The organism is Pseudomonas sp. B3G-3, assembly GCF_028640915.1.
Taxonomy (GTDB): Bacteria; Pseudomonadota; Gammaproteobacteria; order Pseudomonadales; family Pseudomonadaceae; genus Aquipseudomonas; species Aquipseudomonas chlororaphis_I.
Map to the genome: position 1 here is coordinate 63,289 of NZ_JAQZAB010000105.1, position 24,628 is coordinate 87,916.

Annotated in this window: 19 protein-coding genes and 2 pseudogenes; 12 read left to right on the plus strand and 9 right to left on the minus strand. The window is 65.4% G+C overall.

Going from position 1 to position 24,628, the window contains the following annotated elements; genetic code table 11:
* Nucleotides 1-63 precede the first annotated feature (63 nt).
* Nucleotides 64-1,081, minus strand: a pseudogene (locus tag PVZ80_RS15375) (DMT family transporter).
* A 15-nt stretch (nt 1,082-1,096) separates the two neighbouring features.
* On the opposite strand from PVZ80_RS15375, the gene PVZ80_RS15380 reads away from it, so the two are divergent.
* The 11 genes from PVZ80_RS15380 to PVZ80_RS15430 all read left to right on the plus strand — a co-directional run bounded on the left by PVZ80_RS15380 (nt 1,097) and on the right by PVZ80_RS15430 (nt 12,391).
* Nucleotides 1,097-1,660, plus strand: coding sequence for a helix-turn-helix domain-containing protein (locus tag PVZ80_RS15380; RefSeq protein ID WP_053278683.1), 564 nt, complete (start codon nt 1,097-1,099; stop codon nt 1,658-1,660).
* A 172-nt stretch (nt 1,661-1,832) separates the two neighbouring features.
* Nucleotides 1,833-3,035: an SfnB family sulfur acquisition oxidoreductase gene (locus PVZ80_RS15385; RefSeq protein ID WP_124338122.1), complete on the plus strand. Its 1,203-nt coding sequence runs from the start codon at nt 1,833-1,835 to the stop codon at nt 3,033-3,035.
* A 10-nt stretch (nt 3,036-3,045) separates the two neighbouring features.
* Nucleotides 3,046-3,522 (plus strand): acyl-CoA dehydrogenase, encoded by a 477-nt coding sequence (locus PVZ80_RS15390; protein ID WP_103331373.1) that lies wholly within the window; start codon nt 3,046-3,048, stop codon nt 3,520-3,522.
* Nucleotides 3,522-4,940, plus strand: coding sequence for an LLM class flavin-dependent oxidoreductase (locus tag PVZ80_RS15395; protein WP_273864157.1), 1,419 nt, complete (start codon nt 3,522-3,524; stop codon nt 4,938-4,940). Before PVZ80_RS15390 ends, PVZ80_RS15395 begins: the two co-directional genes overlap by 1 nt.
* A gap of 167 nt (nt 4,941-5,107) precedes the next feature.
* The gene (locus PVZ80_RS15400) at nt 5,108-6,097 is read left to right on the plus strand and encodes an AMP-binding protein (RefSeq protein ID WP_009048495.1); all 990 of its coding nucleotides are present in this window, start codon (nt 5,108-5,110) and stop codon (nt 6,095-6,097) included.
* On the plus strand, nt 6,094-6,870 hold the full coding sequence (locus PVZ80_RS15405; protein WP_038631810.1) for an ABC transporter ATP-binding protein: 777 nt from the start codon (nt 6,094-6,096) through the stop codon (nt 6,868-6,870). The genes PVZ80_RS15400 and PVZ80_RS15405 overlap by 4 nt, the downstream gene beginning before the upstream one ends.
* Nucleotides 6,870-7,751, plus strand: coding sequence for a branched-chain amino acid ABC transporter permease (locus tag PVZ80_RS15410; RefSeq protein WP_028682686.1), 882 nt, complete (start codon nt 6,870-6,872; stop codon nt 7,749-7,751). Before PVZ80_RS15405 ends, PVZ80_RS15410 begins: the two co-directional genes overlap by 1 nt.
* Before the next feature lie 4 nt (nt 7,752-7,755).
* Nucleotides 7,756-8,805, plus strand: coding sequence for a branched-chain amino acid ABC transporter permease (locus PVZ80_RS15415; RefSeq protein WP_273864158.1), 1,050 nt, complete (start codon nt 7,756-7,758; stop codon nt 8,803-8,805).
* A gap of 26 nt (nt 8,806-8,831) precedes the next feature.
* Entirely contained in the window at nt 8,832-10,172 is a 1,341-nt protein-coding gene (locus tag PVZ80_RS15420; protein WP_273864159.1) for an ABC transporter substrate-binding protein, read from the plus strand.
* Between the two features lie 3 nt (nt 10,173-10,175).
* Complete coding sequence (locus PVZ80_RS15425) at nt 10,176-10,943, plus strand: ABC transporter ATP-binding protein (protein WP_081361879.1); 768 nt, start codon at nt 10,176-10,178, stop codon at nt 10,941-10,943.
* A gap of 14 nt (nt 10,944-10,957) precedes the next feature.
* Nucleotides 10,958-12,391, plus strand: a complete 1,434-nt coding sequence (locus tag PVZ80_RS15430) for an FAD/NAD(P)-binding protein (RefSeq protein ID WP_273864160.1) — start codon at nt 10,958-10,960, stop codon at nt 12,389-12,391.
* A 109-nt stretch (nt 12,392-12,500) separates the two neighbouring features.
* Here the strand turns inward: PVZ80_RS15430 and PVZ80_RS15435 are convergent, their stop codons facing one another.
* The 3 genes and pseudogenes from PVZ80_RS15435 to PVZ80_RS15440 all read right to left on the minus strand — a co-directional run bounded on the left by PVZ80_RS15435 (nt 12,501) and on the right by PVZ80_RS15440 (nt 15,508).
* Nucleotides 12,501-13,616 (minus strand): Gfo/Idh/MocA family protein, encoded by a 1,116-nt coding sequence (locus PVZ80_RS15435; RefSeq protein ID WP_273864161.1) that lies wholly within the window; start codon nt 13,614-13,616, stop codon nt 12,501-12,503.
* Nucleotides 13,617-13,706: 90 nt separating this feature from the next.
* Nucleotides 13,707-13,805, minus strand: a pseudogene (locus PVZ80_RS33995) (IS1595 family transposase); the annotation flags it as partial.
* A 110-nt stretch (nt 13,806-13,915) separates the two neighbouring features.
* On the minus strand, nt 13,916-15,508 hold the full coding sequence (locus tag PVZ80_RS15440; RefSeq protein WP_198918693.1) for a serine/threonine-protein kinase: 1,593 nt from the start codon (nt 15,506-15,508) through the stop codon (nt 13,916-13,918).
* 416 nt (nt 15,509-15,924) lie between these two features.
* Here PVZ80_RS15440 and PVZ80_RS15445 point away from each other — a divergent pair, with 416 nt between their 5' ends.
* On the plus strand, nt 15,925-16,686 hold the full coding sequence (locus tag PVZ80_RS15445; protein WP_273864162.1) for an alpha/beta hydrolase: 762 nt from the start codon (nt 15,925-15,927) through the stop codon (nt 16,684-16,686).
* Nucleotides 16,687-16,696: 10 nt separating this feature from the next.
* Here PVZ80_RS15445 and PVZ80_RS15450 read toward each other — a convergent pair whose 3' ends face one another.
* The 5 genes from PVZ80_RS15450 to PVZ80_RS15470 form a co-directional block, all read right to left on the minus strand.
* Nucleotides 16,697-16,855 (minus strand): hypothetical protein, encoded by a 159-nt coding sequence (locus PVZ80_RS15450; RefSeq protein WP_273864163.1) that lies wholly within the window; start codon nt 16,853-16,855, stop codon nt 16,697-16,699.
* Nucleotides 16,856-17,097: 242 nt separating this feature from the next.
* Nucleotides 17,098-20,829 carry an autotransporter domain-containing protein gene (locus PVZ80_RS15455; RefSeq protein ID WP_273864164.1) on the minus strand — a complete coding sequence of 1,244 codons (3,732 nt, stop codon included), beginning with the start codon at nt 20,827-20,829 and terminating at the stop codon, nt 17,098-17,100.
* 503 nt (nt 20,830-21,332) lie between these two features.
* Entirely contained in the window at nt 21,333-22,100 is a 768-nt protein-coding gene (locus PVZ80_RS15460; RefSeq protein ID WP_009048507.1) for an SDR family oxidoreductase, read from the minus strand.
* A 35-nt stretch (nt 22,101-22,135) separates the two neighbouring features.
* Complete coding sequence (locus PVZ80_RS15465; protein WP_124340004.1) at nt 22,136-23,203, minus strand: phosphotransferase family protein; 1,068 nt, start codon at nt 23,201-23,203, stop codon at nt 22,136-22,138.
* Nucleotides 23,204-23,476: 273 nt separating this feature from the next.
* The gene (locus PVZ80_RS15470) at nt 23,477-24,427 is read right to left on the minus strand and encodes a 2-hydroxyacid dehydrogenase (RefSeq protein ID WP_009048509.1); all 951 of its coding nucleotides are present in this window, start codon (nt 24,425-24,427) and stop codon (nt 23,477-23,479) included.
* Nucleotides 24,428-24,628 lie beyond the last annotated feature (201 nt).

The following is a 24,628-nucleotide window of genomic DNA, read 5'->3' on the forward strand; positions in this document are numbered from 1 at the left end:
GAGGGGCGCGATCTCCTGTAGGAGCGAGCTTGCTCGCGATCAACCGCGAAGCGGTTGCCTAGCTCATTTCCCCGAATCCACGGCCTCCCGCTCAATCTCCGCCTCGACCACCTCGCTACTCTTACCCTTGGTCTTCAACTCGCTGACGATCACCGCCGCGACGATCAGCGCGCCGCCCAGCAGGGCCAGGGCCGGCAGGCGTTCGCCGGCGATGCGCCCGACCAGCCCGGCCCACACCGGTTCGCCGGCGTAGATCAGGGTGGCGCGGGTCGGCGAGACGCTTTTCTGCGCCCAGTTCATCGCCACCTGGATCGCCGCGCTGGCGGCGCCCAGGCCCAGGGCGCTGGCCAGCAGCAGCCAGGAAAAGTCCGGGATGGCTTCCTGGGTCGGCACCACCATCAGGAACGACAGCACCGAGGTCGCGGCCAGTTGTACTACGGTGACCCGGCGCACATCGACCTGGCCGGCGTAGGTGCTGATCAGGATGATTTCCGCGGCGATGGCCACGGTGCTGATCAGGGTGGCGATTTCGCCCGGGCTGAAGTCCAGCGCGGCGCCGCTCGGCCCTGAGAGCAGCATCAGGCCGGTGAAGGCCAGCATGATGCCGATGCTCGGCATCAGCCCCGGGCGCTTGCCCATGAACAGCCATTGCAGCAGCGGCACGAAGGGCACGTACAGCGCGGTGATAAAGGCCGACTGGCTGCTGGGAATGCTTTGCAGGCCCACCGTCTGCAGGCCGTAGCCGAGCATGATGGCGGTGCCGATGAAGACCCCGGCCTTGAGTTCGAACAGGGTCAGCCCGCGCAGGCTGCGCAGGGAGAACAGCCCGACGATGCAGGCCGCCGCGGCGAACCGCAGGCCGACGAAGAACATCGGGCCGCTGACGGTCATGGCGTGCTGCACGGTGAGAAAGGTCCCGCCCCAGACCATGGTGATCAGCACCAGAACGCACTCGGCTTTGCTCAGTTTGAGGAAGAAGGAGGAAGGTTTGGAGGAGTTCACCGACGTCATGCCCTTGCGCGCTACCCGGGGCGGCCGCACAATGCGCCGCGAAGTTGGGCAGTATACTGCGCAAATCCATACAGTGAGCAATATAGTGCACAAAGATCCTGGGCAGCGCGCGTCCGTGCTGCAACATGTCAGTCACAACGTCCGGCGCCTGCGCCACGCCGCCGAGCTGAGCCAGAGCGCCCTGGCGGAAAAATCCGGGGTCAGCCGACGGATGCTGGTGGCCATCGAGGCCGGTGAGAAGAATGTCAGCCTGAGCACCCTGGACCGGGTGGCCGAGGCCCTGGACGTGGCCTTCAGCGACCTGATCCAGGCCCCCGACGCCCGCGACCCGAGCCGCATCAACGAGCTGGCCTGGGCCGGGCTGCTTCCCGGGAGCAAGGCAGTGCTGCTGGCCAAGGCCAACGCCTGTCGTGAGGTGGAGCTGTGGGAGTGGCGCCTGGAGCCGGGCGAGCAATACCTGTCGGAGCCGGACGCCGAAGGCTGGAGCGAGCAGCTGTATGTCTGCGAGGGTTGCCTGACCCTGGTCCTGGGGGAGCAGGAGCGACGCCTGGACAGCGGCGAGTTCTTCATGTTCGCCAGCAACCTGCCGCACGCCTATCGCAACGATGGGGCGGTGGCGGTGCGTTTCGTGCGCAACGTGGTGATCTGAGCACTGTTGCCTGGGCAACAGTGCTTGAACATTTTGCCTGTTTTAAGTTGATTCTGTTTCTTATGAGTTCGATTCAACTTACTGATTTATAAGCTTTACTGGCTTCGGCACGACTCCTGCAATCTCCCGGTCAGAACGGATCTTCCGCATTCGACAGGACCTGGAGTCGGCCATGACAGCCACCGCTCAACCCACCCGAACCGCCCACATCATCCGCTCCGATGCCGAGGCAATCGCCGTCGCCCGGACCCTGGCCGAACGTTTCGCCGTCGAGGCCAGCGTGCGCGATCGCGAGCGGCGCCTGCCGTTCGCCGAGCTCGACGAGTTCTCCGCCAGCGGCCTGTGGGGCATCACCATTCCCAAGGCCTACGGTGGCGCCGGGGTGTCCTACGTGACGGTGGCGGAGGTGATCAAGATCATTTCTGCCGCCGACTCGTCCCTCGGCCAGCTGCCGCAGAACCACCTGGGCGTGCTCGACATCCTGTTGCAAACCGCCAGCGAAGAGCAGAAGCGCTACTACTTCGCCAAGGTGCTGCAGGGTTATCGCTTCGGCAACGCGTTCTCCGAAGCCGGCAGCAAGCATGCCGGCGCCTTCGAGACCCGCATCCGCTTCAACGCCGACGGCGCGCGGATCGACGGCGAGAAGTTCTACTGCACCGGTGCCTTGTTCGCCCATATCGTGCCGGCGGTGGCGGTCGACGAAGAGAACAAGGCGTTCATCGCCTTTATCGAACGGGATAACCCCGGCCTGACGGTGATCGACAGCTGGGACGGTTTCGGCCAGCGCACCACCGCCAGCGGCGGCGTCACCCTCGAGGCGGTGCAGGTGCCGCTGAGCGCGGTGATCCCGGCCCATCGCGCGTTCGACCAGCCCACCGCCGACGGGCCGATCTCGCAGATCATCCAGGCGGCGGTGGACACCGGCCTGGCAGTCGGCGCCCTGGAAGAAGCCAAGCGTCATGCACGCCAGTCGCGGCCCTGGATCGACAGCGGCCAGGACCATGGCTGGCAGGACCCGTTCACTATCGCCGCCATTGGCGACCTGGAATGGCGGGTCCACGGCAGCGAAGCGATCCTGGAAAAAGCCGGCTTGGCCATCGACCAGGCGTTGCGCGAGCCCAACGAAGACACCGTGGCCCAGGCCTCGGTGGTGGTGGCGCAAGCCAAGGTGCTGTCGACGGAAAGCGCCTTGCTCGCCAGCAGCAAGCTGTTCGAGCTGGCCGGCACCCGCTCGGTGCTCGGCAAGTACAACCTCGACCGCTACTGGCGCAACGCGCGGACCCACACCCTGCATGATCCGGCGCGCTGGAAATACCACCTGATCGGCAACTTCCTGCTCAACGGCGTCAAGCCGGCCCGCCACGCCTGGAACTGAGGAACCGCCCATGAACGCATTGAGCCAAGCCAGCGCCCGGCAAAAGCACTCTGATACACAGCACGAGCCAAGCCACGACGACCTGCGCCGCGCCCGCGAGCTGCTGCAATCGACCCTCACCTTTGTCCGCGAACAGGCCAAGCCCTGGCCCGGCAGCGGCCTGGCCAGGGCCAGCGACGACCCTTATGTGATCAGCCGCTTTGGCGACCTGCTGATCCGCATCGAAGTCGCCGCCGCCTTGCAGGAGCGGGCGCAGGCCTTGCTCGCCAGGGAACAGGATGTCGCCGAGGTCGGCGTGGCCCAGGCCGAGGCGGCCATCGCCAGCCGCGAGGCCTTGCTCGCGGTGAGCCACGCCGAGTTCGAGCTGACCGGCCAGCGCAGTCCGCTGCCCGCCGCGCTGGATGAGCCGTTGCGCTGGAAATACCCGTTGATCGGCAACTACCGCCTCAACGGCGTGGTGCCGCCCAGTTTCAGGAGTGCGGTTTGATGTCCCGTGAAATCCGTCTCAACGCCTTCGACATGAACTGTGTCGGCCATCAGTCGCCGGGCCTGTGGGCCCACCCCCGGGACCGCTCCTGGCAGTACAAGGACCTCGAATACTGGACCGACCTGGCGCGGATCCTCGAGCGCGGCAAGTTCGACGGCCTGTTCATTGCCGATGTGCTGGGCATCTATGACGTCTACCAGGGCAACGGCGAGGCGGCGATCCGCCAGGCGGCCCAGGTGCCGGTGAACGACCCGCTGCAACTGATCCCGCCCATGGCCCTGGTCACCGAACACCTGGGCTTCGGCCTGACCGCCTCCTTGTCGTTCGAGCATCCCTATCCCTTCGCCCGGCGCCTATCGACCCTCGATCACCTGACCAAGGGCCGGGCCGGCTGGAACATCGTCACTTCCTACCTGGAAAGCGGGGCGAAGAACCTCGGGCAGAAAGCCCAGACCGAGCACGACGCCCGCTACGACTACGCCGAGGAATACCTGGAGGTTTGCTACAAGCTCTGGGAAGGCAGCTGGGAAGAGGGCGCGGTGCTGCGCGACCGGGAACGGCGGATCTTCAGCGATCCGAGCAAGATCCATGAGATCCGCCACTTCGGCCAACACTTCCAGGTGCCGGGCATCCACCTCTGCGAGCCTTCGCCGCAACGCACCCCGGTGCTCTACCAGGCCGGTGCGTCAAGCCGTGGCAAGCAGTTCGCCGCCGAGCAGGCCGAGTGCGTGTTTGTCGCCGCGCCATCCAAGGTGCTGCTGAAGAAGACCGTGGCCGATATCCGCCGCCGCGCCGCCGAGGCCGGGCGCGATCCGGCGAAGATCCTGATCTTCAACCTGCAGACGGTGATCCTCGGCGAGACCGACGCCAAGGCCAGGGCCAAGTTCGAGGAGTACAAGTCCTGGGTCAGCTACGAGGGCGCCATGGCGCTGATTTCCGGCTGGACCGGCATCGACTTCAGCCAGTTCAAGCCCGATGAGCCGCTCAAGCATGTGCACACCAACGCCATCCAGTCGGCGGTGGAAGCTTTCTCCACGGCCGACCCGAACAAGGTCTGGACGCCCCATGAGCTGGCGGACTGGGTCGGCATCGGCGGCTTCGGCCCGCTGTTTGTCGGCAGCCCGGAAACCGTGGCCGACCTGCTCCAGGAGTGGGTCGAGGACACCGATGTGGACGGCTTCAACCTGGCCTATGCGCTGACCCACGAAACCTTCGTCGACGCCGTCGAACTGCTGGTCCCCGAGTTGCAGAAGCGCGACGTGTACAAGACCGAATACGCCCCCGGCACCTTGCGCGAGAAGCTGTTCGGCGCCGGGCCGCGCTTGCCGGAGAGTCATCCGGGCAGTGCTTATCGCGATCTGGCGGCCTTGCATCGCCAGGAGCAGCAGGTGGCCTCCATCCGCGTACCGTCTCTGTAGCCGCTGCCGAAGGCTGCGATAGGTCCGGAGGACCTCCGGCGTGAGTGCAATCGCCGCGACCGTTCCGGTCGATCGCAGCCTGCGGCAGCGGCTACAGGTGCAGTGCAAACCAAAAAACCAGCCAGCGGACCACCGCACGCTTTTGCCCAAGGAATCGAGGTCAGTCCATGAGCGTGCATGAACTCAAGCGTTCGCCCCCGGCGGATGCGCGAACACCGGAAAACAGCGTGCTGCTGCCCGCGGCCCTGGAGCTGTTGCAGCACTGGGCGCAGGTCAGCCCGTTGGCCAGCGCGTTGCGTCACAAGCGCCACGGCCATTGGTACAACTGGCGTTGGATCGATGCCGCGCGCGATGTCGAGCGCCTGGCCGACGGCTTGCGGCAACAGGGTTTCGACGAGGGCTCGCGACTGGCGTTGAGCGGGCTGTTCGAGCCCAACCTGCTGCTTCTGGCCCTGGCCGCGCAACGGGTGGGCGGCCAGGTGCTGACCCTGAGCGACGAGCTCGACCCGCAAGCCCTGCGCCAGGCCCTGTGGAACCTGCGCCCCAGCCATGCCTTCGTGCATTCGCGCCAGCAACTGCTGCGCTGGGTCGCGGCGGGCGAAAACAGCGTTGCCCCGCAGGTATTGATCGCCCACCAGGCGGTTCCGCGCCTGCCAGAGGGTTCGCGCCAGCCGGTGCTGGCCTTCAGCGACCTGCTGGGCAGCCGGGAAAAGCCCCAGCGCCAGAACCACTGGCGGCATCCGGCCCATGCCGCGCAGCTGTGGAGCGAGGAGGGCACGCACTGGCCGGAAGGCCTGAGGGTCTTGCTGCACCAGTGGCTGCACAGCGGCCATAGCCTGGCCTTTCCGGAAAGCCGCGGTTCGGCCAGCCGCGACCGCCGCGATGTCGCTCCCAGCGGCCTGCTGCTCTCGGGCCCTTGCCTGCAACGCCTGGCCGACGACATCGAAAGTCGCCTGGCACCCCCCGGCAGCTGGCGCCGCCGCCTGTGCGACTGGGCCATTGCCCAGCCGCACCGCCCCCTGCAACGGCTGCTGAAGAACCGGGTGCGCCGGCTCCTGGGGTTCCAGCGCCTGGATTACATCTGGCAGGCCCCCGGCACGCCCTCGAAACCTTCGGCGCCGGTATGGCTGGCCGAATTCAAACGGAATATCGCATGAGCGCCGCCGACCCCATCCTGCAAGTCAATGCCATCTCCCTGTCGTTCAAGGGGGTGAAGGCGATCAACCAACTGTCCTTCGCGGTCGCGCGCGGCGAGATCTGCGCGCTGATCGGGCCCAACGGCGCCGGCAAGAGTTCCTTGCTCAATATCCTCAATGGCGTCTATCGCTTCGACGCCGGCTCGATTGTCTTCGACCGCGAGGCGTTCCAGCGCATCGACCCCTTGCGGGCCGCGCGCCGGGGCATCGGCCGCACCTTCCAGAACAACGCGCTGTTCAAGCAGATGAGCGTGATCGACAACCTGCTCAGCGGCCTGTCGCGGCACACCCGCGCCAGCTTTATCGAGCAGGCCCTGGGGCTGCCCCGGGCACGGCGCGAGGCCGAGGCCCACCGGCAGCTGGCCCAGGGCGTTCTCGAATTCCTCGACTTGCAGGCCCAGCGCGAGGTGCCGGTGGGCAACCTGTCCTACGGCCTGCAAAAGCGCGTCGAGCTGGGCCGGGCCTTGATCGCCGGGCCCAGCCTGTTGCTGCTGGACGAGCCCATGGCCGGGATGAACGCCGAGGAAAAGCAGGACATGGCGCGCTTCATCGCCGATATCAACCGCGACCTCGGCACCACGGTGGTGCTGATCGAGCACGATATGAGCGTGGTCATGGAGCTGTCCGACCATGTGGTGGTGCTGGACTACGGGCGCAAGGTCGGCGACGGCACCCCGGCCGAAGTGCAGGCCGACCCCGAGGTGATCGCCGCCTACCTGGGGGTGGTGCACTGATGGGCTTTTTCTTCGAAACCCTGCTGGGCGGCCTGTTGGCCGGCACCCTGTATTCGCTGGTGGCCATCGGCTTCGTGCTGATCTACAAGGCCAGCGGCGTGTTCAATTTCGCCCAGGGCGCGATGCTGCTGTTCGCCGCGCTGACCTTCGTCAGCCTGCACGACCAGGGCGTGCCCTTTGTCCTGGCGCTGCTGGCGACGGTGCTGGTGATGATCGCCGGCGCCTGGCTGATCGAGCGGCTGGTGCTGCGGCCGCTGGTCAATCGCTCGCAGATCACCCTGTTCATGGCCACCCTGGGCCTGTCGTTCATCATCGAGGGCCTGGCCCAGGGGTTGATGGGCTCCCAGGTCAGGGCGCTGGACCTGGGCATCGACGACGTGCCGCTGTTGCTCGGGCCGTTGATGCTCAGCCAGTTCGACCTGATCGCCGCGGCCACCGCCGTGGTGCTGGTGACAGTGCTGGCGCTGCTGTTCAACAAGACCCGCATCGGCGTGTCGTTGCGCGCGGTGGCCGACGACACCACGGCCGCGCTGTCGATCGGCATCAACCTCAACCGCATCTGGCAGATCGTCTGGGCCGTGGCCGGCATCGTCGGGCTGGTGGCCGGGCTGCTCTGGGGGGCGCGCCAGGGCGTGCAGTTCTCGCTGTCGCTGGTGGTGCTCAAGGCTTTGCCGGTGCTGATCATCGGCGGCTTCACCTCGATCGGCGGGGCGATTGTCGGCGGGCTGATCGTCGGCGCCGCCGAGAACCTGGCCGAGGTCTATATCGGCCCGCTGATCGGCGGCGGCATCACCCCGTGGTTCGCCTATGTGCTGGCCCTGGCCTTCCTTTATATCCGTCCCGCCGGCCTGTTCGGCGAGCGCGCCATCGAGCGAGTCTGAATCCATGTCCATTCCCTTGACCCAGGCCACCGCGCCTGTGCTGTTGGTCCCGCGCCGCCTGCCCTGGGGCCTGGGCGGCCTGTTGCTCCTGGCCTTCGTCGGCGTGCCCCTGGTGGGTAACGACTATTGGCTCAACGCCATTTTGATTCCGTTCCTGGTGCTGTCCCTGGCCGGGCTCGGCCTCAACCTGCTCACCGGCTACACCGGCCAGACTTCGGTCGGCGCCGCCGGCTTCATGGCGGTCGGCGCCTTCGCCACCTACGGCTTCCTGCTGCGCCTGCCGGAGCTGGGGCTGCCCCTGGCCCTGCTCGGCGGCGGGCTGATCAGCGCGGCGGTGGGCTGGCTGTTCGGCCTGCCCAGTTCGCGGATCAAGGGCTTCTACCTGATGGTCACCACCCTGGCGGCGCAGTTCTTCCTGGAGTGGCTGTTCGTCAAGTTTCCCTGGTTCTACAACTACGGCTCCTCGGGGACCATCTCGGCGCCCCGTCTGAGCCTGTTCGGCCACGACCTCAATACCCCGGTCGGGCGTTACCTGCTGACCCTGGCCAGCGTGCTGCTGTTGACCTGGGTGGCGCTGAACCTGGTGCGCAGCCAGGTCGGGCGCAACTGGATGGCGATCCGCGACATGGACACCGCGGCGGCGGTGATCGGCATTCCGGTGGCGCGCTACAAGCGCCTGGCGTTCGCCGTCAGCTCCTTCTACCTGGGCATCGCCGGCGCCCTGTGGGCGTTCGCCTACCTGGGCACGGCCAGCGCCAGCAGCTTCGATATCAATCGTTCGTTCCAGATCCTGTTCATCATCATTATCGGCGGCATGGGCAGCGTGGCCGGCAACTTCGTCGGCGCGGCCTTTATCAGCCTGCTGCCGATCCTGCTCAGCCACGTCGGGCAAGCGCTGTCGGGCGGTGCGGTGGATGCCGGGCAGTTGCAGAACCTGCAGAAAATCATCTTCGGCGTGCTGATCATCCTGTTCCTGATCAAGGAGCCGGAGGGGCTGATCCGCCTGCTGGGCAATCTCCGGCAACGGCTGGGCCACTGGCCGCTGCGTTTCTGAATTCCACTGCTGAGTAGAGAGAAAATATGCGTGCATCCTTGAAACGTTCCCTGGCCGGCGCCGTGGTGGCGCTGGCGATCCTCGGCGGCGCGGTGCCCGTGGCGCAGGCCGCGGCGGACCAGCAGTTCTTCCCGCTGGCCACCTACCGGGTCGGTGCCTATGCCTCCAGCGGGGTGCAGGTGTGGGCCGGCATGATCGACTACCTGAACTACATCAATCAGGTGGAAGGCGGGATCAACGGGGTCAAGCTGGTCTGGCAGGAGTGCGAGACCGAGTGGACGGCGGAGAAGGGCATCGAGTGCTACGAGCGCTTCAAGAACGGCCTGGACGGCGCGCCGGTGGCGGTCTACCAGCCCAACGGCGCCCCGGCGGCCTATGCCCTGAGCGAGCGCGCCGAGGTCGACAAGATCCCGCTGATCACCCTGGGCTACGGCCGTACCGAGGCCACCGACGGCACGGTGTTTCCCTATAACTTTCCGGTGATGCTGACCTTCTACAGCGAGGCTTCGACCTTGGTGAACTACATCGCCGAGCGCGAGGGCGGCTTCGACAAGCTCAAGGGCAAGAAGATCGCCACGGTCTACCACGACTCGGCCTATGGCCGGGAAACCCTCGGCCCGCTGAAGCTGCTGGCGGATAAATACGGCTTCGAGAACATCCAGATCCCGGTGGCCGATCCGGGTAACGAGCAGTCGGCGCAATGGCGCCAGGTGCGCCAGCAGAACCCCGACTGGGTGTTCCTGCGCACCTGGGGCGTCTCGACCCCAGTGGCGGTGAAGACCGCCGCGCGCTTCGGCTTCCCGGTGGACCACATCATCGGCGACATCTGGGCCAGCTCCAGCGAAGACGTATTGCCGGCCGGCGCCGCGGCCAAAGGCTATCTGGCGCTGACGCCGTATCCGGCGGGAAGCGATTTCGACATCCACCGACGCCTCAAGCAACACATCCTCGACCAGGGCAAGAGCGACCTCAAGGACCTGAAGAACTTCGGCAGCGTGTACTACAACTCCGGGCTGGTGAACGCTGCGGTGGCGGTCGAAGCGATCCGCACCGCCCAGGGCAAGTTCGGCAAGCGCCCGCTCAATGGCGAAGAAGGGCGCTGGGGCCTGGAGCACCTGAATATCGACGATGCCCGGCTCAAGGCCATGGGTTACCTGGGGTTGATGCAGAACCTCAAGCTGTCCTGCCGCGATCACGAGGGCGGTGGTTCGGCGCGGGTGCAGCAGTGGGACGGCGCCCACTGGACCCTGATCAGCGACTGGATCGCCGCCGACCGCGCCTTGCTCCGGCCGCTGATCGACGAGAAGTCGGCGGCGTTCGCCAAGGAGAAGAACCTCACGCCACGCAGCTGCGCCGGGGATGAATGACACATGAGCCAGACCGCTCCGGCCGCCACGGCCGACGACCTGTTGCAGGTGCGCGATATCGAGGTGATCTACGACGGGGCGATCCTCGCGGTGGCCGGGGTTTCCCTGGGCGTGCCCGAGGGCGGCATCGTCGCCTTGCTGGGGGCCAACGGTGCCGGCAAGAGCACCACCCTCAAGGCGATCTCCGGGCTGCTGCGCGCCGAGCGGGCCGAGGTCAGCCGGGGCTCGATCGCCTTTCTCGGCCAGGACAGCGCCGGTGTCGACCCGAGCCAGCGGGTGCGCCAGGGCATGGTCCATGTGCTGGAGGGGCGCCATGTGTTCCCGCAACTGACGGTGGAGGACAACCTGCGCAGCGGCGGTTTTGTCCGTGGCCTGAGCCGCCGGGAGCTGGCCGCCGACCTGGAGCGCATCTACGCCTGGTTCCCGCGCCTGAAGACCAAGCGCGGCACCCGTGCCGGGCTGACCTCGGGCGGCGAGCAGCAGATGGTCGCCCTCGGCCGCGCGCTGATGACCCGGCCGCGTCTGGTGCTGCTGGACGAGCCGTCCATGGGCCTGGCGCCGATCATCGTCCAGGAGATTTTCGAAATCGTCGCGCAACTCAATCGCGAGGCGCGGGTGAGCTTCCTGATCGCCGAACAAAACATTAATGTGGCGCTCAAGTACGCCTCCAGGGCCTACGTGCTCGACACCGGGCGCGTGGCCTGGTCCGGAACGGCCGACGAGTTGCTGGCCCGTGGCGATCTGCAGGACTTCTACCTAGGCAGGCACTGACCCGTGAGAACCCCATGAGCCAAACACCCAACGGACAGGCGAGCGGCGCCACCCGTGATGCCGATGTACTGATCGTCGGCGGCGGTCTGAGTGGCGCCTTGCTCGCCGCCCAACTGCTGCGCCTGCCGGGCCGCCGCCAGGTGCGGGTGATCGAGCCGCGCAGCGAACTGGGGCGCGGCGAGGCCTACAGCGCCGTCGAGCTGGGCCACACCCTGAACGGCAACGCCGCGCGCATGAGCGTCGACCCGGACAACGCCGACGACCTGACCCAGTGGCTGAGCGACTACCTCGCCGCCGGCGGCTGGCCCGAGTCGGAGCAGCAGCCGGTGCCGGTCAGCGAGCTGTTCCCGCCTCGCGGGATCTTCGGCCTCTATGTGCAGCAACGGCTGGCCGAAGCCCAGGCGATCGGCGCCTTGCAGGGCTCGACGGTGACGCATGTGCGCGCCGAGGCGGTGGATTTGCAGGCCGACGCCGAGGGTGCCTTGTTGACCCTCGACGACGGCCAGCGACTACGCGGCGCCTTTGCCGTGCTGGCCACCGGCATGTTCCCGGCGGCGCGCACGCCGCAGACCGAATCCAGCGGCCTCAACGCCGCCGCGCTGGACCCCTGGGATGTCTCGGCCATGAGCCGGCTCGACCCGCAGGCAACGGTGCTGATCATCGGCTCCGGGCTGACCATGGTCGACGCCGTGGTGTCCCTGGAGCAGGCCGGGCATTGCGGGCCGATCGAGGTGTTCTCGCGCCACGGCCTGTTGCCCCATGTGCGGCGCCAGCCACCGGCCTGGGTCGATTTTCTCGCCGAGGACCCGAGCATCCGCACGCCGCGCCAGCTGTTGCACGAGCTGCGTCGCCAGTGCCGCCAGGCGCTGGCGGACGGCGTGGACTGGCAGGCGCCGCTGGACACGGTGCGCGCGCATATCGGGCGCTTGTGGAGCCAGGCCACGGATGGGCAGCGTCGCCAGTTCGTGCGCCATGTGCGGCCCTGGTGGGAAAGCCATCACCACCGTTCGCCGCCGCTGAGCGCCGAGCTGGTGGCGCGTTTGCACGGGGAAGGGCGGCTGCGCATCCATGCCGCCTCGTTCAAGGGCTTGGAGCCTTCGGCGGATGGGCGCCTGGCGATTGGCATCCGCCGTCGCGGCGAGACGCAAACCACTTGGGTCGCGGGGGATGCGCTGATCAACTCCAGCGGCATCGAATACGACTGGCGCCGGGTGGCCCGACCGTTGCCGCAGCAGCTGCTGGCCCGTGGCCTGATCCAGCCGGGACCGCTGGCCCTGGGGATCCGCGCCGACGCCGGTGGCGCGGTGGTGGATGCCCAGGGGCAGGTCGCCAGCCGGCTGTTCGCCATGGGCCCGCCGTTGCGCGGCATGTGGTGGGAAAGCACCGCGGTGACCGATGTGGCCAGCCAGGCCAAGGCGTTGGCGGCGCGGTTGGTTGCATTGGCATAACAACGCCAACCCCCTGTAGGAGCGAGCTTGCTCGCGAAGCGTTGGGTCAGACACACCGCGTTGTTTCTATCGCGAGCAAGCTCGCTCCTACAGGCATGGCGGTGGGGTTTTAAAGGGGCTCGACACTCACCCAACGCTGCTCCCGCGCCGCGACCCGGATCGCCGCCGCCAGCCGCTCCACCTGCCAGGCTTCCGCGAAATCCGTCCCGCCTTGCCCCTGGCCGCCAAGCGCCATGATCAGTTCATGCACCTCCAGGGTCTTCAGCTCGTTGTAGCCCAGCTGATGCCCCGGGGCCGGGCTGAAGGCGGCGTAGCCGGGCAGGGCGGGCCCGGCCAGCAGACGCTGGAAGCCGCTATCGCCGATACGGTACAGGCGCAGTTCGTTGAGGCGCTCCTGGTCGAAGGCCAGGGTGCCGCGGGTGCCGCTGATCTCGAAACTCAGGTGGTTCTTGTAGCCGTGCTTGAGCCAACTGCTGCTGAAGGTCCCGCGGGCGCCGCTGGCGAAACGCAGCAGGGCGTGGGCCTGGTCGTCCACGGCGATCGGGCGCTGTTCCTGGCTGCCGGCGCTGGCCGGGCGCTGGTGGTGCACGGTCTGGCTGTCGGCGCAGACCGCCTCGACCTCACCCAGCAGATAACGCGCCATGGCCAGCAGATGGCTGCCCAGGTCGGCCAGGGCGCCGCCGGCGTGTTGTGGCTCGCAGCGCCAGGAGAAGGGCGAGGCCGGGTCGGCCATGAAGTCTTCGCTGAACTCGCCCTGGAAGCTGACGATCTGCCCCAGTTCGCCGCTGTCGATCAGCGCCTTGGCCTGCACGATCATCGGGTTGTGCTGATAGTTGTAGCCGACCCGGGTGACCACCCCGGCGGCCTTGGCCGCCTGCTGCATCTGCTGCGCCTGTTCGACGCTGACCGCCAGGGGCTTCTCGCAGTACACCGCCTTGCCGGCCTTCAGCGCGGCCATGGCCATGGGGAAGTGCAGGTGATTGGGCGTGGTGATCGCCACCAGGTCGACCCTGGGGTCGTCGATCAGCCGTTGCCAGTCGCTGTGGGCCCGGGCAAAACCCCAGGCCGCGGCGCAGTGTTCGGCGCGCTGGCTGTCGGCATCGGCCAGCGCCGCCAGGTGCAGGCGCACCGGCAATTCGAATACCGCACTGACATTACGAAACGCCAGCGCATGGGCCCGCCCCATGAAGCCGGTGCCGATCAAGCCTATTCCAAGTTCACCCATAGCCGGACCTTTCAGAATTCTTATTGTAGGGAGTGCTATTTATGGAATAAAAATTCGGTAATTGCAATCTGTGGAATAAATTTTCAGTGGCGCGCCGCTGACGGCCGGGGCTTGGTTGAGTGTGGTTCTCTGCTGGGTGCTGAGTGGGCTCAATTGAGCCAGCCAGTGGTGAAAGGCTTGCGTATGCATGAAAGGTAGACCTCCTGGGTGGATGCCTACCTTTCAGACGTGTTCTGGCAACAGGCTATTGAGGCATAGTTTTTTATGTCTCGGCCTCGGCTCCGCATGCCCTGGTCACATCAAAAGAGCCTGTTCCACAGGCGTTTGGCCGCATTCGGCTGTTCCGCCCGCTCGCCGGTCGATTGAGGTGCCGAGGGCGGCGGTGAAGGCCGCGCAGCGGACGGGCGCGGCGCCTGGGCACTGCGTTTGCGCTGCTCATGCTGGTCCCGGAGTGCGAGTAGTTCGGGGCTGTCCGGACGGGCTTCCAGGCCATGCTTGATATAGGCCCGCGCCAGGTCGCGATCACCCTTGGCATACGCGCTTTCGCTCATCTCGGCGTAGAGCAGCGCCACCTGGTTCAACCCGGCCAGCGCCTGGGCGTTCCCCGGCTCCAGGCCGAGCATCTGCCGGTAATAGAACACCGCGCTGTCATCCTCGGGTTCCAGCAGGTGTTCTTCGGCGATGCGCTGCTCGGCCAGTTGCCGGTAGCCGGCGATCCGCGCCGCGGCTACCCGTTGCAGTCCTTGCCGGGCCTGCGCGCTGGCTTCGTCGAGCTGCAAGGCCTGGTTGAAGAAATACTCGGCATTGTCCTGCGCCGGCTCGACCAGCTGGCCCGCCGCCAGGCGCTGTTCGCCACGTGCCAGCAGCTCGCCGATCTCGAACCGCTGCTGCAGGTACAGGCCGGTGCCGCTGGCAGCGCCGAGCAGCAGCAGGCCGCCGAGTGCCCACAGCGCCAGGCGCCTGTTCGGGCTGCGCCGGCGGGCGGGCTCGGGTTCGGGCTCGGGCTCGGCCTGGGGCGGCGCAGGATCGACCAGGGCCGGCGCGAAGCGGGTAGATTCCAGCGCCACCTCGCTGGGCTCGTCCGGTTGCTCTGGCTGGTCCAGCTCATCAAGTGCCTGCAGCAGCGCCCGGCAGTCGGCGAAGCGCTGGTTGGGGTCCTTCGCCAGCATCCGCTCGAGCACCGCCTTGTACGGGCTGATGTGCGCCGGCAAGCTCGGCGCCGGCATCTGCACGTGGTTCATCACGGTCTGGGTATAGCTGGCGCCGCGGAACGGATTGGTGCCGATGAGCATCTCCAGGAAGATCACGCCCAGGCTGTAGATGTCGGTGCGGATATCCAGCGGCTGGCACTGCGTCTGTTCCGGGCTGCTGTAGGCCGGGCTGCCGACCGCGATCCCGAGCCCGGTGAGCTCGCTGTCCATCTCCAGCGCCTTGGCGATGCCGAAATCGGTGATCACCACCGTGCCGTCGCTGCGAAAGAGGATGTTCGCCGGCTTGATATCGCGGTGGATCAGGCCCTGCTCATGCACCACGGCGAGGCCGGTGGCGATCTGCCGGACGATATCCAGGGCGCGCGTCGGCTCGAACACCTCGCCCTTGTGCCGGGCCAGGTCGCCGCCGCCGACGAATTCCATGGCCAGGTAGTAGCGGCCATCGGCCAGTCTGTTGATGTCGTGGATGGTGATGATCGAGGGGTGGTGCAACGAGGCGACGATATGCCCCTCGCGGATGAAGCGCTTGCTGAACGCCTCGTCATTGGCGTTGAGCAGTACCTTCACCGCCACCTTGCGGTGCAGCGACTCCTGGGTTGCCAGGTAGACTTCGGCCATCCCGCCTTGGCCAAGCCGGCTATGCACGCAGTAGCCGGGTATTTCGGGTAATCGTTCGTCCATGAAAGAATCCGTACGCAGCCGCTGATTGAGGTATCACCGATACTGTCGGGCCGGATGTCACCCGTCGGATCAGGTCTCTATGAATTAAGAGCGGGGAACTTTTCCGGTAGTTCCTGGCTCGCCGTCTGCTGCCGTCCTGGCGTTTCGCGCTGCGCCTGGCTGGGCAGAACCCCGGCCTGTCGGGCCGAATGTCACCCGTCGGATCGGGTCTCTAATTAATAAGAGCGGGGAACTTTTCCGATAGTTCCCGGCTCGCCGTCTGCCGCCGTCCTGGCGTTTCGCGCTGCGCCTGGCTGGGCAAGCCCCCGGGCGCCGGGTCGAGTGCGCAATGCCGGCATATGAGCCTATCCTGGGGCGCTGCAAGCGACCGCCGGCGGTCGTTCAGCGGCGCTTCGTAGCCCACGGAGGTGAGCCACATGTCACGAATGGTTTCGCTCCTGGCGTTGCTCGGCGCCTTGTACCTGGCGCTCTGCGTCGCGGCGTGGGGGTTGCAGCGTTCGCTCATCTACTTCCCTCAGCCCCGCGCCATCGCCAGCCCCGCCACGCTGCTCAGGCTGCCGGTCGCCGACGCCGAGGTGCTGGTTTCCGTGAGGCCCCACGACGGCCCGAAGGCGTTGCTCTACTTCGGCGGCAACGCCGAGGACGTGTCCCTCAACCTGCCGGAGTTTGCCCGGGCCTTTCCCGAGCATGCACTCTACCTGCTGCACTACCGAGGCTATGGCGGCAGTTCCGGATCGCCCTCCGAGGCGGCCATCGCGGGCGATGCCATGGCCTTGTTCGACAAGGTGCAAGCCGCCCACCCGCGTATCGTGGTGGTCGGGCGCAGCCTCGGCGCGGCTGTCGCCGTGCGCCTGGCCAGCCAGCGTCCGGCATCGCGCCTGGTGCTGATCACGCCGTTCCACAGCCTGCAGGAGTTCGCCGCCAGCCAGTTTCCCTTTCTTCCGGTGAGGTGGCTGCTGCGGGACAAGTTCGAATCCTGGAAATACGCACCGCGCATCGCCGTGCCGACTTTGCTGATCGCCGCCGAACACGACGAAGTCATCCCGCGTTCGAGCACCGAGACGCTCTATGCGCATTTCGCCCCCGGCGTGGCCAGGCTCGAGGTCGTCCCGGGCACGGGGCACAATTCGATAAACGCGAGCCCGCGGTTCCTGGAACTGCTCCGCAGCGGGCTGTGAGCGCGCCGGCTTATGCCGGCTCCTCGCGCCTGTCCATGGCCACCTGGCGGATCGACAGGCGGATCTGCGCCGACAGCACGCGCTGGTCGAGCAGGCCCAGCGACCATCCCCAAGGCGCAAGATGCTCAGCTTTGGCTTGGCAATGCGGGCAGAGCTGCAAGGCCGGCAAGCCATCCAGCGCTGCTGACGGCCGCGAACTCTGCAGGGCTTGGTTGAGTGGTTCTCTGCCGGGTGTTGGGTTGGCTCAATTGAGCCAGCCAGTGGTGAAAGGCTGCGTATCCATGATCGGTAGACCTCCTGGGTGGATGCCTACCTTTCAAACTGGTTCTTGCAACAGGCTATTGAGACATCGCCAATAAAAAGGGTGCAATGAACAGTCATTGCACCCATGGGCCGATCACCCGAGCAGGGTCAGAACTGGAAGGTGAACCCCAGGTTGACCGCGCTGCCACCGCCATGGCCGGACACCAGCCCGGTGTAGTTCAGCGACACCAGGGTGTCTTTGCTCATGGCCATTTCCGCAGCGGCCTTGACCACCGCGCCATCGCGAGACACCGGCACGCCGTTCACCGCAAAGGCCGTCGCACTGCCGGCAAATTTCAATGAGGTTTCACGATCCAGGTCGCCGTACTGGTGTTCCCAGCCCAGCTCGCCACGCAAGGTCACCGAGCGGGTGGCGCTCACCGGCAATTGCGTATGACCTCGCAGGCCAAGGGTCGAGAGCGTGGCGTCCTGGCTTTGCTTGCTGCCATGCAAGGCTGCCGCACCGCCGCGTTCCTTGAACGAGTCGTTCTGGAAGTTGATGTAGCTGAGGTTGGCGAAAGGCTCGAAAGCCGCCCACCGGGTGTAGCCGATTTCGCCGAACACCTGATCGGTACGCGCGTTGTAGTTGGCTTTTTCATGGCTCGACTGGTTGCCGTACGTCACGTCACGGGAAGTGTCGAAGCGGTGCCAGGTGGTGGCTCCGCCGAGGCGCAGGGCGATGCTGTCGAAACGTTTGCCGCCATAGATCGACAGGTGATAGTTGTCGCTGTCGGCGGAAGTCCTGGAGGCTCCGTTCAGATCGGTTCGGGTGTAGCCGGTTGCCGCCCCGACGCGCCAGCCATCGCCGACGTCGGTGTCCAGGCCGAGCAGGACGCCGGTGGTGGAGGTGCTGTAGCGCGTGGCGTTGTGATCGGCGTCGACTTGCCTGTGGCCGCCGAGCAATTGCACCCAGCCACCATTGCTGCTGGCCTGGATATCCCTATCGATATCCAGGGCCTGAGCCTGTTGCAGGCGGCCGTTGACTGCGTCACGCAGGTAACGGCTGTCAGCGATCTGCGCAGCGGCGATGTCGGCGTGCACCTGGCCATCGAGCTGGTTGAAGGCTTGTCGCGCCAGTTCCGCCGAGTCGGAGGCCAGGATGCTCTCGTACACCGGATTACCTGCGCTCAATGTGTCGATGGCGCTGGCGACGGCACGCTCGTTACGGGTCAAGGCTACGCTGGCGAACGCGGTCTGGTTGCGGTAGATGCCCAGGTTCAGCTGGTTCGGCTGGTAGTCCAGGCGGGTGTCGAGGAACAAGAAGCCGGGGGCGACGGCAGCGAACTGGCCGTTGATACCCTGGCTGGCGCTGAGGATGTTGAACTGCTGGCCCAGGTAGCTGCTGGCCTGGGCCGCAGACAGCAGGTTGGGGCTGTTTTCCATGGAGAGGGTGACCTGTCCGCCGTTGAGAGTGGCCACGCCTGTGCTCTGGATGGCGTCGGTCTGCCCGTTGGCGGCGATTTCCACCGCGTACACCGAACCCGGGTTGAACGTGACGTCGCCGGTGTGCAGGGTGCCGACCGAATGGCCGGGGGCCACGGTACCGCCGTTGTTCACCAGCAGGGTGCCGATGCTGCCGTTACCCGCCAGGGTGCCGCCGATACGGGTGACCACCTGGTTATTGGCATCGACGGTGCCCACGGCGCTGCCATCGACCGTCACGCTGGAGGTCAAGCTGCCGTCCACCGAGAGCTTGCCGCCACGGACCCAGGTACTGCCCGAATAGCGGCTCTGCCCGTCGAGTACCAGTTCCCCATCCCCGGACTTTGTCAGGCTGCCGACATAGGTCTGGCCGGTCAGCGGGTCCAGGCCGCGGGTCAGCGTTGCCTGTTCCCGGGCCATGCCGATCTCGTACTGGAATTGATCGTCCGCCGAGGCCCCGGCCGGCAGACCGTTGACCCAACCTTTTTGCTGCTTGATCGCGCTCCAGGTGGCCTGTTCGGCAGCGTCTTCGCTGCGTCGGGCACGGATCGCTTCGTCGGAGATGTCGTTGGCCCAGATATCGCGGGTGCCGGCGGGCAGCGCCACGGCCAGTGCACCGACGAACTGTCCCGGGCCCTGCATGGCCTTTTTCAGGTTGGGCAGGCCCCAGCCGTTGACCACGCCTGGCACCTGCGGGGTGCCGGGAGCGGCGTCGTGCACCGGTTGCAGGTTGTCGTAGGTGCGTCCTCCCGTCCGGTCGCCGACCGGGGTGTCCGGGCCGTCCGGGGTTTGCAGGGTGGAGGTGGTCAGCAAGACATCGCGGGCCTGGCTCGCGGTCATGTAGGGAAAGCGCTGGATCACCAGGGCCAGGGCGCCGGAAACGCTGGGGGCGGCCGCCGAGGTGCCGTTGGCGTTGGGGATGATCTCGCCTTCCGGTCCTGCGGACGGAATGCCGGAAACCCCCATGACGCACCACCACTTGGAGGTGCCGCAGCGGTTGTAGACCTGGGCGCCGCTCTCGTCATAACCGGTGATGGACAGCCACTTGGATTCCAGGTCCGGCTTGAAATAGGGGAGGTTGGCGTTGGTGTCCGGGTTGGCGCCATGGCTGTCGTTGCCGGCGGAGATGATCTGGATGAACGAGTACTGCCGGCCGGCGTCGGCCATGGCATCCATCCAGGTCTTCTGGCCCGCGTGGGCCTTGTCCCAGAACGGCCGGTAGGCGGCGGTCATGTCCCTGAGGATAGCCTGCGGGCTGTCGCCGACCGTGCCGAAGTGGTTCTCTACGTCATTACGCGAGTTCTGCCCCCAGCTCTGGTTGACGATCGACACTTTTTTCGCCGCCAGCGCGTCGTAGCTGGCCATGAAGGCGTTGTAGTCGAGGTCGTTGGAGCCTTGATAACGGTCGTTGTCGCTGCCGCCGGTGTTGGCCACGAACAGATTGGCGTCGAAGGCGATGCCGTGCATGCCGGTACCATTGCGACTGGCCGCCAGTACTCCGGACATTTCCGTGCCGTGGCCGTCGTTGAAGCTTGGGTCGTACTCACCCGGAATACTGAAGTGCTCACCTTTGTGGAACTCGCCGGCAGGCACCTCCAGCCGATAGCGCGGATGGGTTGCGTAGTATTCGCCGGTAGAGGTGACCGCCTGCACACGGTTTTCGCCTGCGGCGTTCTTGCCCTGGAATTCCGAATGTTCACTGAGGATGCCCGAGTCCAGCACGCCGACGTTTACCCCTTTCCCGGTGATACCCAGGGCATAGGCGTAATAGGCGTTGGTCCGGTCCAGGCCGGAGTTGACCTGGGCTTCCGGAGTCTTCCAGGTTTGCGCGTTATTGCTCCAGTTGCCGGTCGCGGCGGACCATGACTGTCCGGTATTGAGTTGTTTATGCAGGTCCGTGGCCACACCCGGCTCTATATAGGTATAAGGTTGGGCCGCCGGCAGGTTGGTAATAATCGCTTGGGCGAAGTCGAATATGTTCTGGGTATAACGGCCGGAGTTGCTGAACAGGCGACTTTTATAGCGATCCAGATTGTTGTTGTAATCAAGTGGCTTGCTCGTATCGCCGAGCATTGCACTGATCGACAGGTTTTCCGCCTGCAACTCGTAGTTCTGCTGGAGCAACGAGTCGAACTTTGTCGATTGTGCGGCAAACTCTTTGGCTGCCAGGTCCAGGGTATTGCCTACACCAAAACGCAAGTTGGTATACACGGCGCTGCCCGGCGCGAATGACGCAGCGGCGTTCCTGAACGCAGCCTCCAATACCTGGGGTGTATAGGGCGAGCCGGTGGGCGGATTATCTGCCAGAGCCATCTGGCCCTGACCCAGCCACAAGGCGATGGCCATTGCGACAGGGCTCAGGGAAGCCGGTTTTAAACGGTTGCTGCGTTTTCCTGAATCGATACCTGCTACGTCCATGTTCCTTTTCCTTGAGATATGTCCTTGGTCGAAACTGATGTTTCGATCTCTTGTAATAGGCAGGGTGTAAATGATGGGCTGAAACAAAGGTGCTGCTTGGAAGCACGTGGTGTGTTTATTGTTTTTACTGAGCAATAGGGAACTCAGTCTCGGTTATCGTTACTGTATCGCTTGATACTCACTAGGTGGTACATATTAGGAAGTCGACAATCAACGAGTTGTCAGTTGTTGATCCTCAAGTTGTTTTTCTTTAAGGCGCACATCGCCCTCCGCTGTTTTCAAACAATGGTTTTTCACATGAGTGGTGTTGCAGAAAAAATAACTGCGAGAGGGTTATAGCATGACAAATGAGCATGTAACAAAATATTTATAGAGTGCTACGAACTTGATACCGGAACTGTGACAGGTTTGGTTTTCTGTTTGAGAAAGGTTGGGGCGAGGTGTGGGTGCCGGGCACTAAAAAGGCAGCCCGCAGGCTGCCTTTGTTGTACGGCGAGGATCGCTCAGGACAGGAAACCGCCGTCCACGTTCAGCGATACGCCCGTGGTGTAGCTCGAGGCGTCGCTGGCCAGGTAGAGCACGGCGCCGGCCATTTCGCTCGGGTCGGCCACGCGCTTGAGGGGGATCTGCGCCAGGGCGGTCTTGAGGATGGCGTCGTTCTTCACCAGCGCCGAGGCGAACTTGGTGTCGGTCAGGCCCGGCAGCAGGGCATTGCAGCGGATGCCGAACTGCGCGCATTCCTTGGCGAAGACCTTGGTCATGTTGATCACCGCCGCCTTGGTCACCGAGTAGATGCCCTGGAAGATGCCGGGGGATACGCCGTTGATCGAGGCCACGTTGATGATGCTGCCGCCGCCGTTGTCGCGCATCAGCTTGCCGGCTTCCACCGACATGAAGAAGTAGCCGCGGATGTTGACGTCGACGGTCTTCTGGAAGGCGCCGAGGTCGGTGTCCAGCACGTTGCAGAACTGCGGGTTGGTGGCGGCGTTGTTGACCAGGATGTCCAGGCGCCCGAACTGTTCGCGGATGCCGGCGAACACCTGGCTGATCTGCTCCATCTCGCCGATATGGCAGGCGATGGCGGTGGCCTTGCCGCCAGCGGCGATGATGGCGTCGGCCACATGCTGGCAGCCTTCGAGCTTGCGGCTCGAGACGATCACATGGGCGCCTTGCTGGGCCAGCAGCTTGGCGATGGCTTCACCGATGCCGCGGCTGGCGCCGGAGACGAAAGCGATCTTGCCGTCGAGGTCGAACAACTGAGTCTTGGACATGGTTTTTCCTTATTGTGTGCCTGGCGCCGGGACGATCAGAGGCTGGATTTTTGGATGACCTGCAGGCTCATCTGCTCCAGCAGCTTGTTCATGTGGATGAACTGCGCGAAGCGTTTGTCCTGGGTCTGGCCATGGAAGAAGCGGTAGTAGATCTGCTGCACGATGCCGGCCAGGCGGAACAGGCCGTAGGTGTAGTAGAAGTCGAAATTGCCGATCTGGATGCCGGCGCGTTCGGCGTAGTAGTCGACGAACTGCTGGCGGGTCAGCATGCCCGGGGCGTTGCTCGGCTGGCGGCGCATCAGTTGCACCGGCGCCGGGTCGCTGGCCTCGATCCAGTAGGCCAGGGTGTTGCCCAGGTCCATCAGCGGGTCGCCCAGGGTGGTCAGTTCCCAGTCCAGCACGCCGATGATCTGCATCGGGTTGGCCGGGTCGAGGATCACGTTGTCGAAGCGGTAGTCGTTGTGCACGATGCTGGAGGTCGGGTGATCGGCCGGCATCTTGTCGTTGAGCCAGGCCTTGACCGCTTCCCACTTGGGCGCGTCGGGGGTCAGGGCTTTCTCGTAGCGGTCGCTCCAGCCCTTGATCTGGCGTTGCACATAGCCTTCGGGCTTGCCCAGGTCGCTCAGGCCACAGGCCTTGTAGTCGACCCGGTGCAGCTCGACGAACTTGTCGATGAAGCTCTTGCACAGGGTTTCGGTCCTGGTCGCGTCGAAACCCAGTTCCGGCGGCAGGTCGGAGCGCAGGATGATGCCCTTGACCCGCTCCATCACATAGAACTCGGCGCCGATCACCGATTCGTCGGTGCAGTGCACATAGGCTTTCGGGCAATACGGAAAGCCGTCCTTGAGCTGGTTGAGGATGCGGTATTCGCGGCCCATGTCGTGGGCCGACTTGGCCTTGTGGCCAAAGGGCGGGCGGCGCAGGACAAATTCCTGCTCCGGGTATTCCAGCAGGTAGGTCAGGTTCGAAGCGCCGCCCGGAAACTGGCTGATCTGCGGGGTGCCGGTCAGGCCCGGAATATGTGCCTTGAGGTACGGATCGATCAGGTTGGCATCGAGTTCCTCGCCGGAGCGAGTACGGGTGGACTGGTCAGTAAGCGCCATGCTTATCCCTTCTGCTTATTCTGGAGGCCAGAGATTATTGACTAATCTAATGCGCCCACCTGAGCGCCACAATCGCCGAAGGGCTTTATAGGTGAGCGTGTTGCCGGACAATCATTGCTTTTGATACAAGCGTTTGAATGTGCCCGGCTTCACTCTAGTCCAGATCGCGGGGCCTGAATGAGCATTCCGACCGGGCTCGCGCATCGACAGCCGGTTGCTGCGCTGCGGCATGACCTGCACAGCGCCGCGGGCGCCTTTGGTAGCGCGCCTGGTTCAGTTCGGCGCAGGCAGGGCGATGGGGGTCAACAGCGGCTGGCCGCTGAAATGGGCGACGAGGTTCTTGCCCACCAGCTCCACCGTGGCCTGGGTCGCTTCCGGCGACAGCCCGGCGACGTGCGGCGTCAGCACCACATTGTTCAGGGTCTTCAAGGCATCCGGCACCCGCGGCTCGTCGTCGAACACGTCCAGGGCCGCGCCGGCGATGCTGCGTTGCTCCAGGGCCTGCAGCAGGTCGGCGGTATTGACCACGCTGGCGCGGGCGATGTTCACCAGGAACCCCTCCGGGCCCAAGGCCTGGAGCACGGCTTTGTCGATCAGTTGGCGAGTGCCCAGGCCGCCGGGTGTGGCGACCACCAGGAAGTCCGAATGCCGCGCCAGTTCGGTCGGGGTCGGGCAGAAACTGTAGGGCACGTCGCTGCGGATCTGCCGGTTGTGGTAGCTGACGCTCATGTCGAAGCCGTTGGCGCAGCGTTTGGCGATGGCCAGGCCGACGGCGCCAAGGCCCAGGATGCCCAGGCGCTTGCCGGCCAGGGAAGGGCGCATGACTTTCGGCCATTCGCCGCGCCGCACGGCGGCATCGGCGCGGGGAATGTCACGCACCAGGGACAGCAACAGGGCCATGGCGTGGTCGGCCACCGACGAGGCGTTGACCCCGGCGCCGTTGCTCACCGCGATCCCGCGGTTGCTCGCCGCTTGCAGGTCGACCTGCTCGTAGCCGGCACCGATCACGCAGATGATTTCCAGGTGCGGCAGGGCGGCGATTTCTTCGGCGGTCAGGCCCAGCGGGCCGCGGGTGAGCACGGCGTTGATCTGCCCGGCATGGGCCTTGATGGCGGCCGCCCGTTCGCTGGGCGTCGGCGCGAGGATCAGGTGGAAGCCCTGGTTTTCCAGGATCCACAGGTAGTCATTGATGGTTTCGACGAGGACCAGAACGGTGGCGGGCATGCGTGTCTCCTGAAGGACTGAAGAGGGACGGACGGCGTACGGCACATCGACGACAACCGGCGTACAGCTCCTGGAGCTGCTGTACCGTGATAAACCACTCAAGCGCTCAAGATTGCGGATTGCAGGGCACTTTGGCAAGGCGCAGTCGCGGGTTTTTCCCGCGGCTGCGGCCTGGAGAATGTCGCCGCTCTCGAGTGCCTT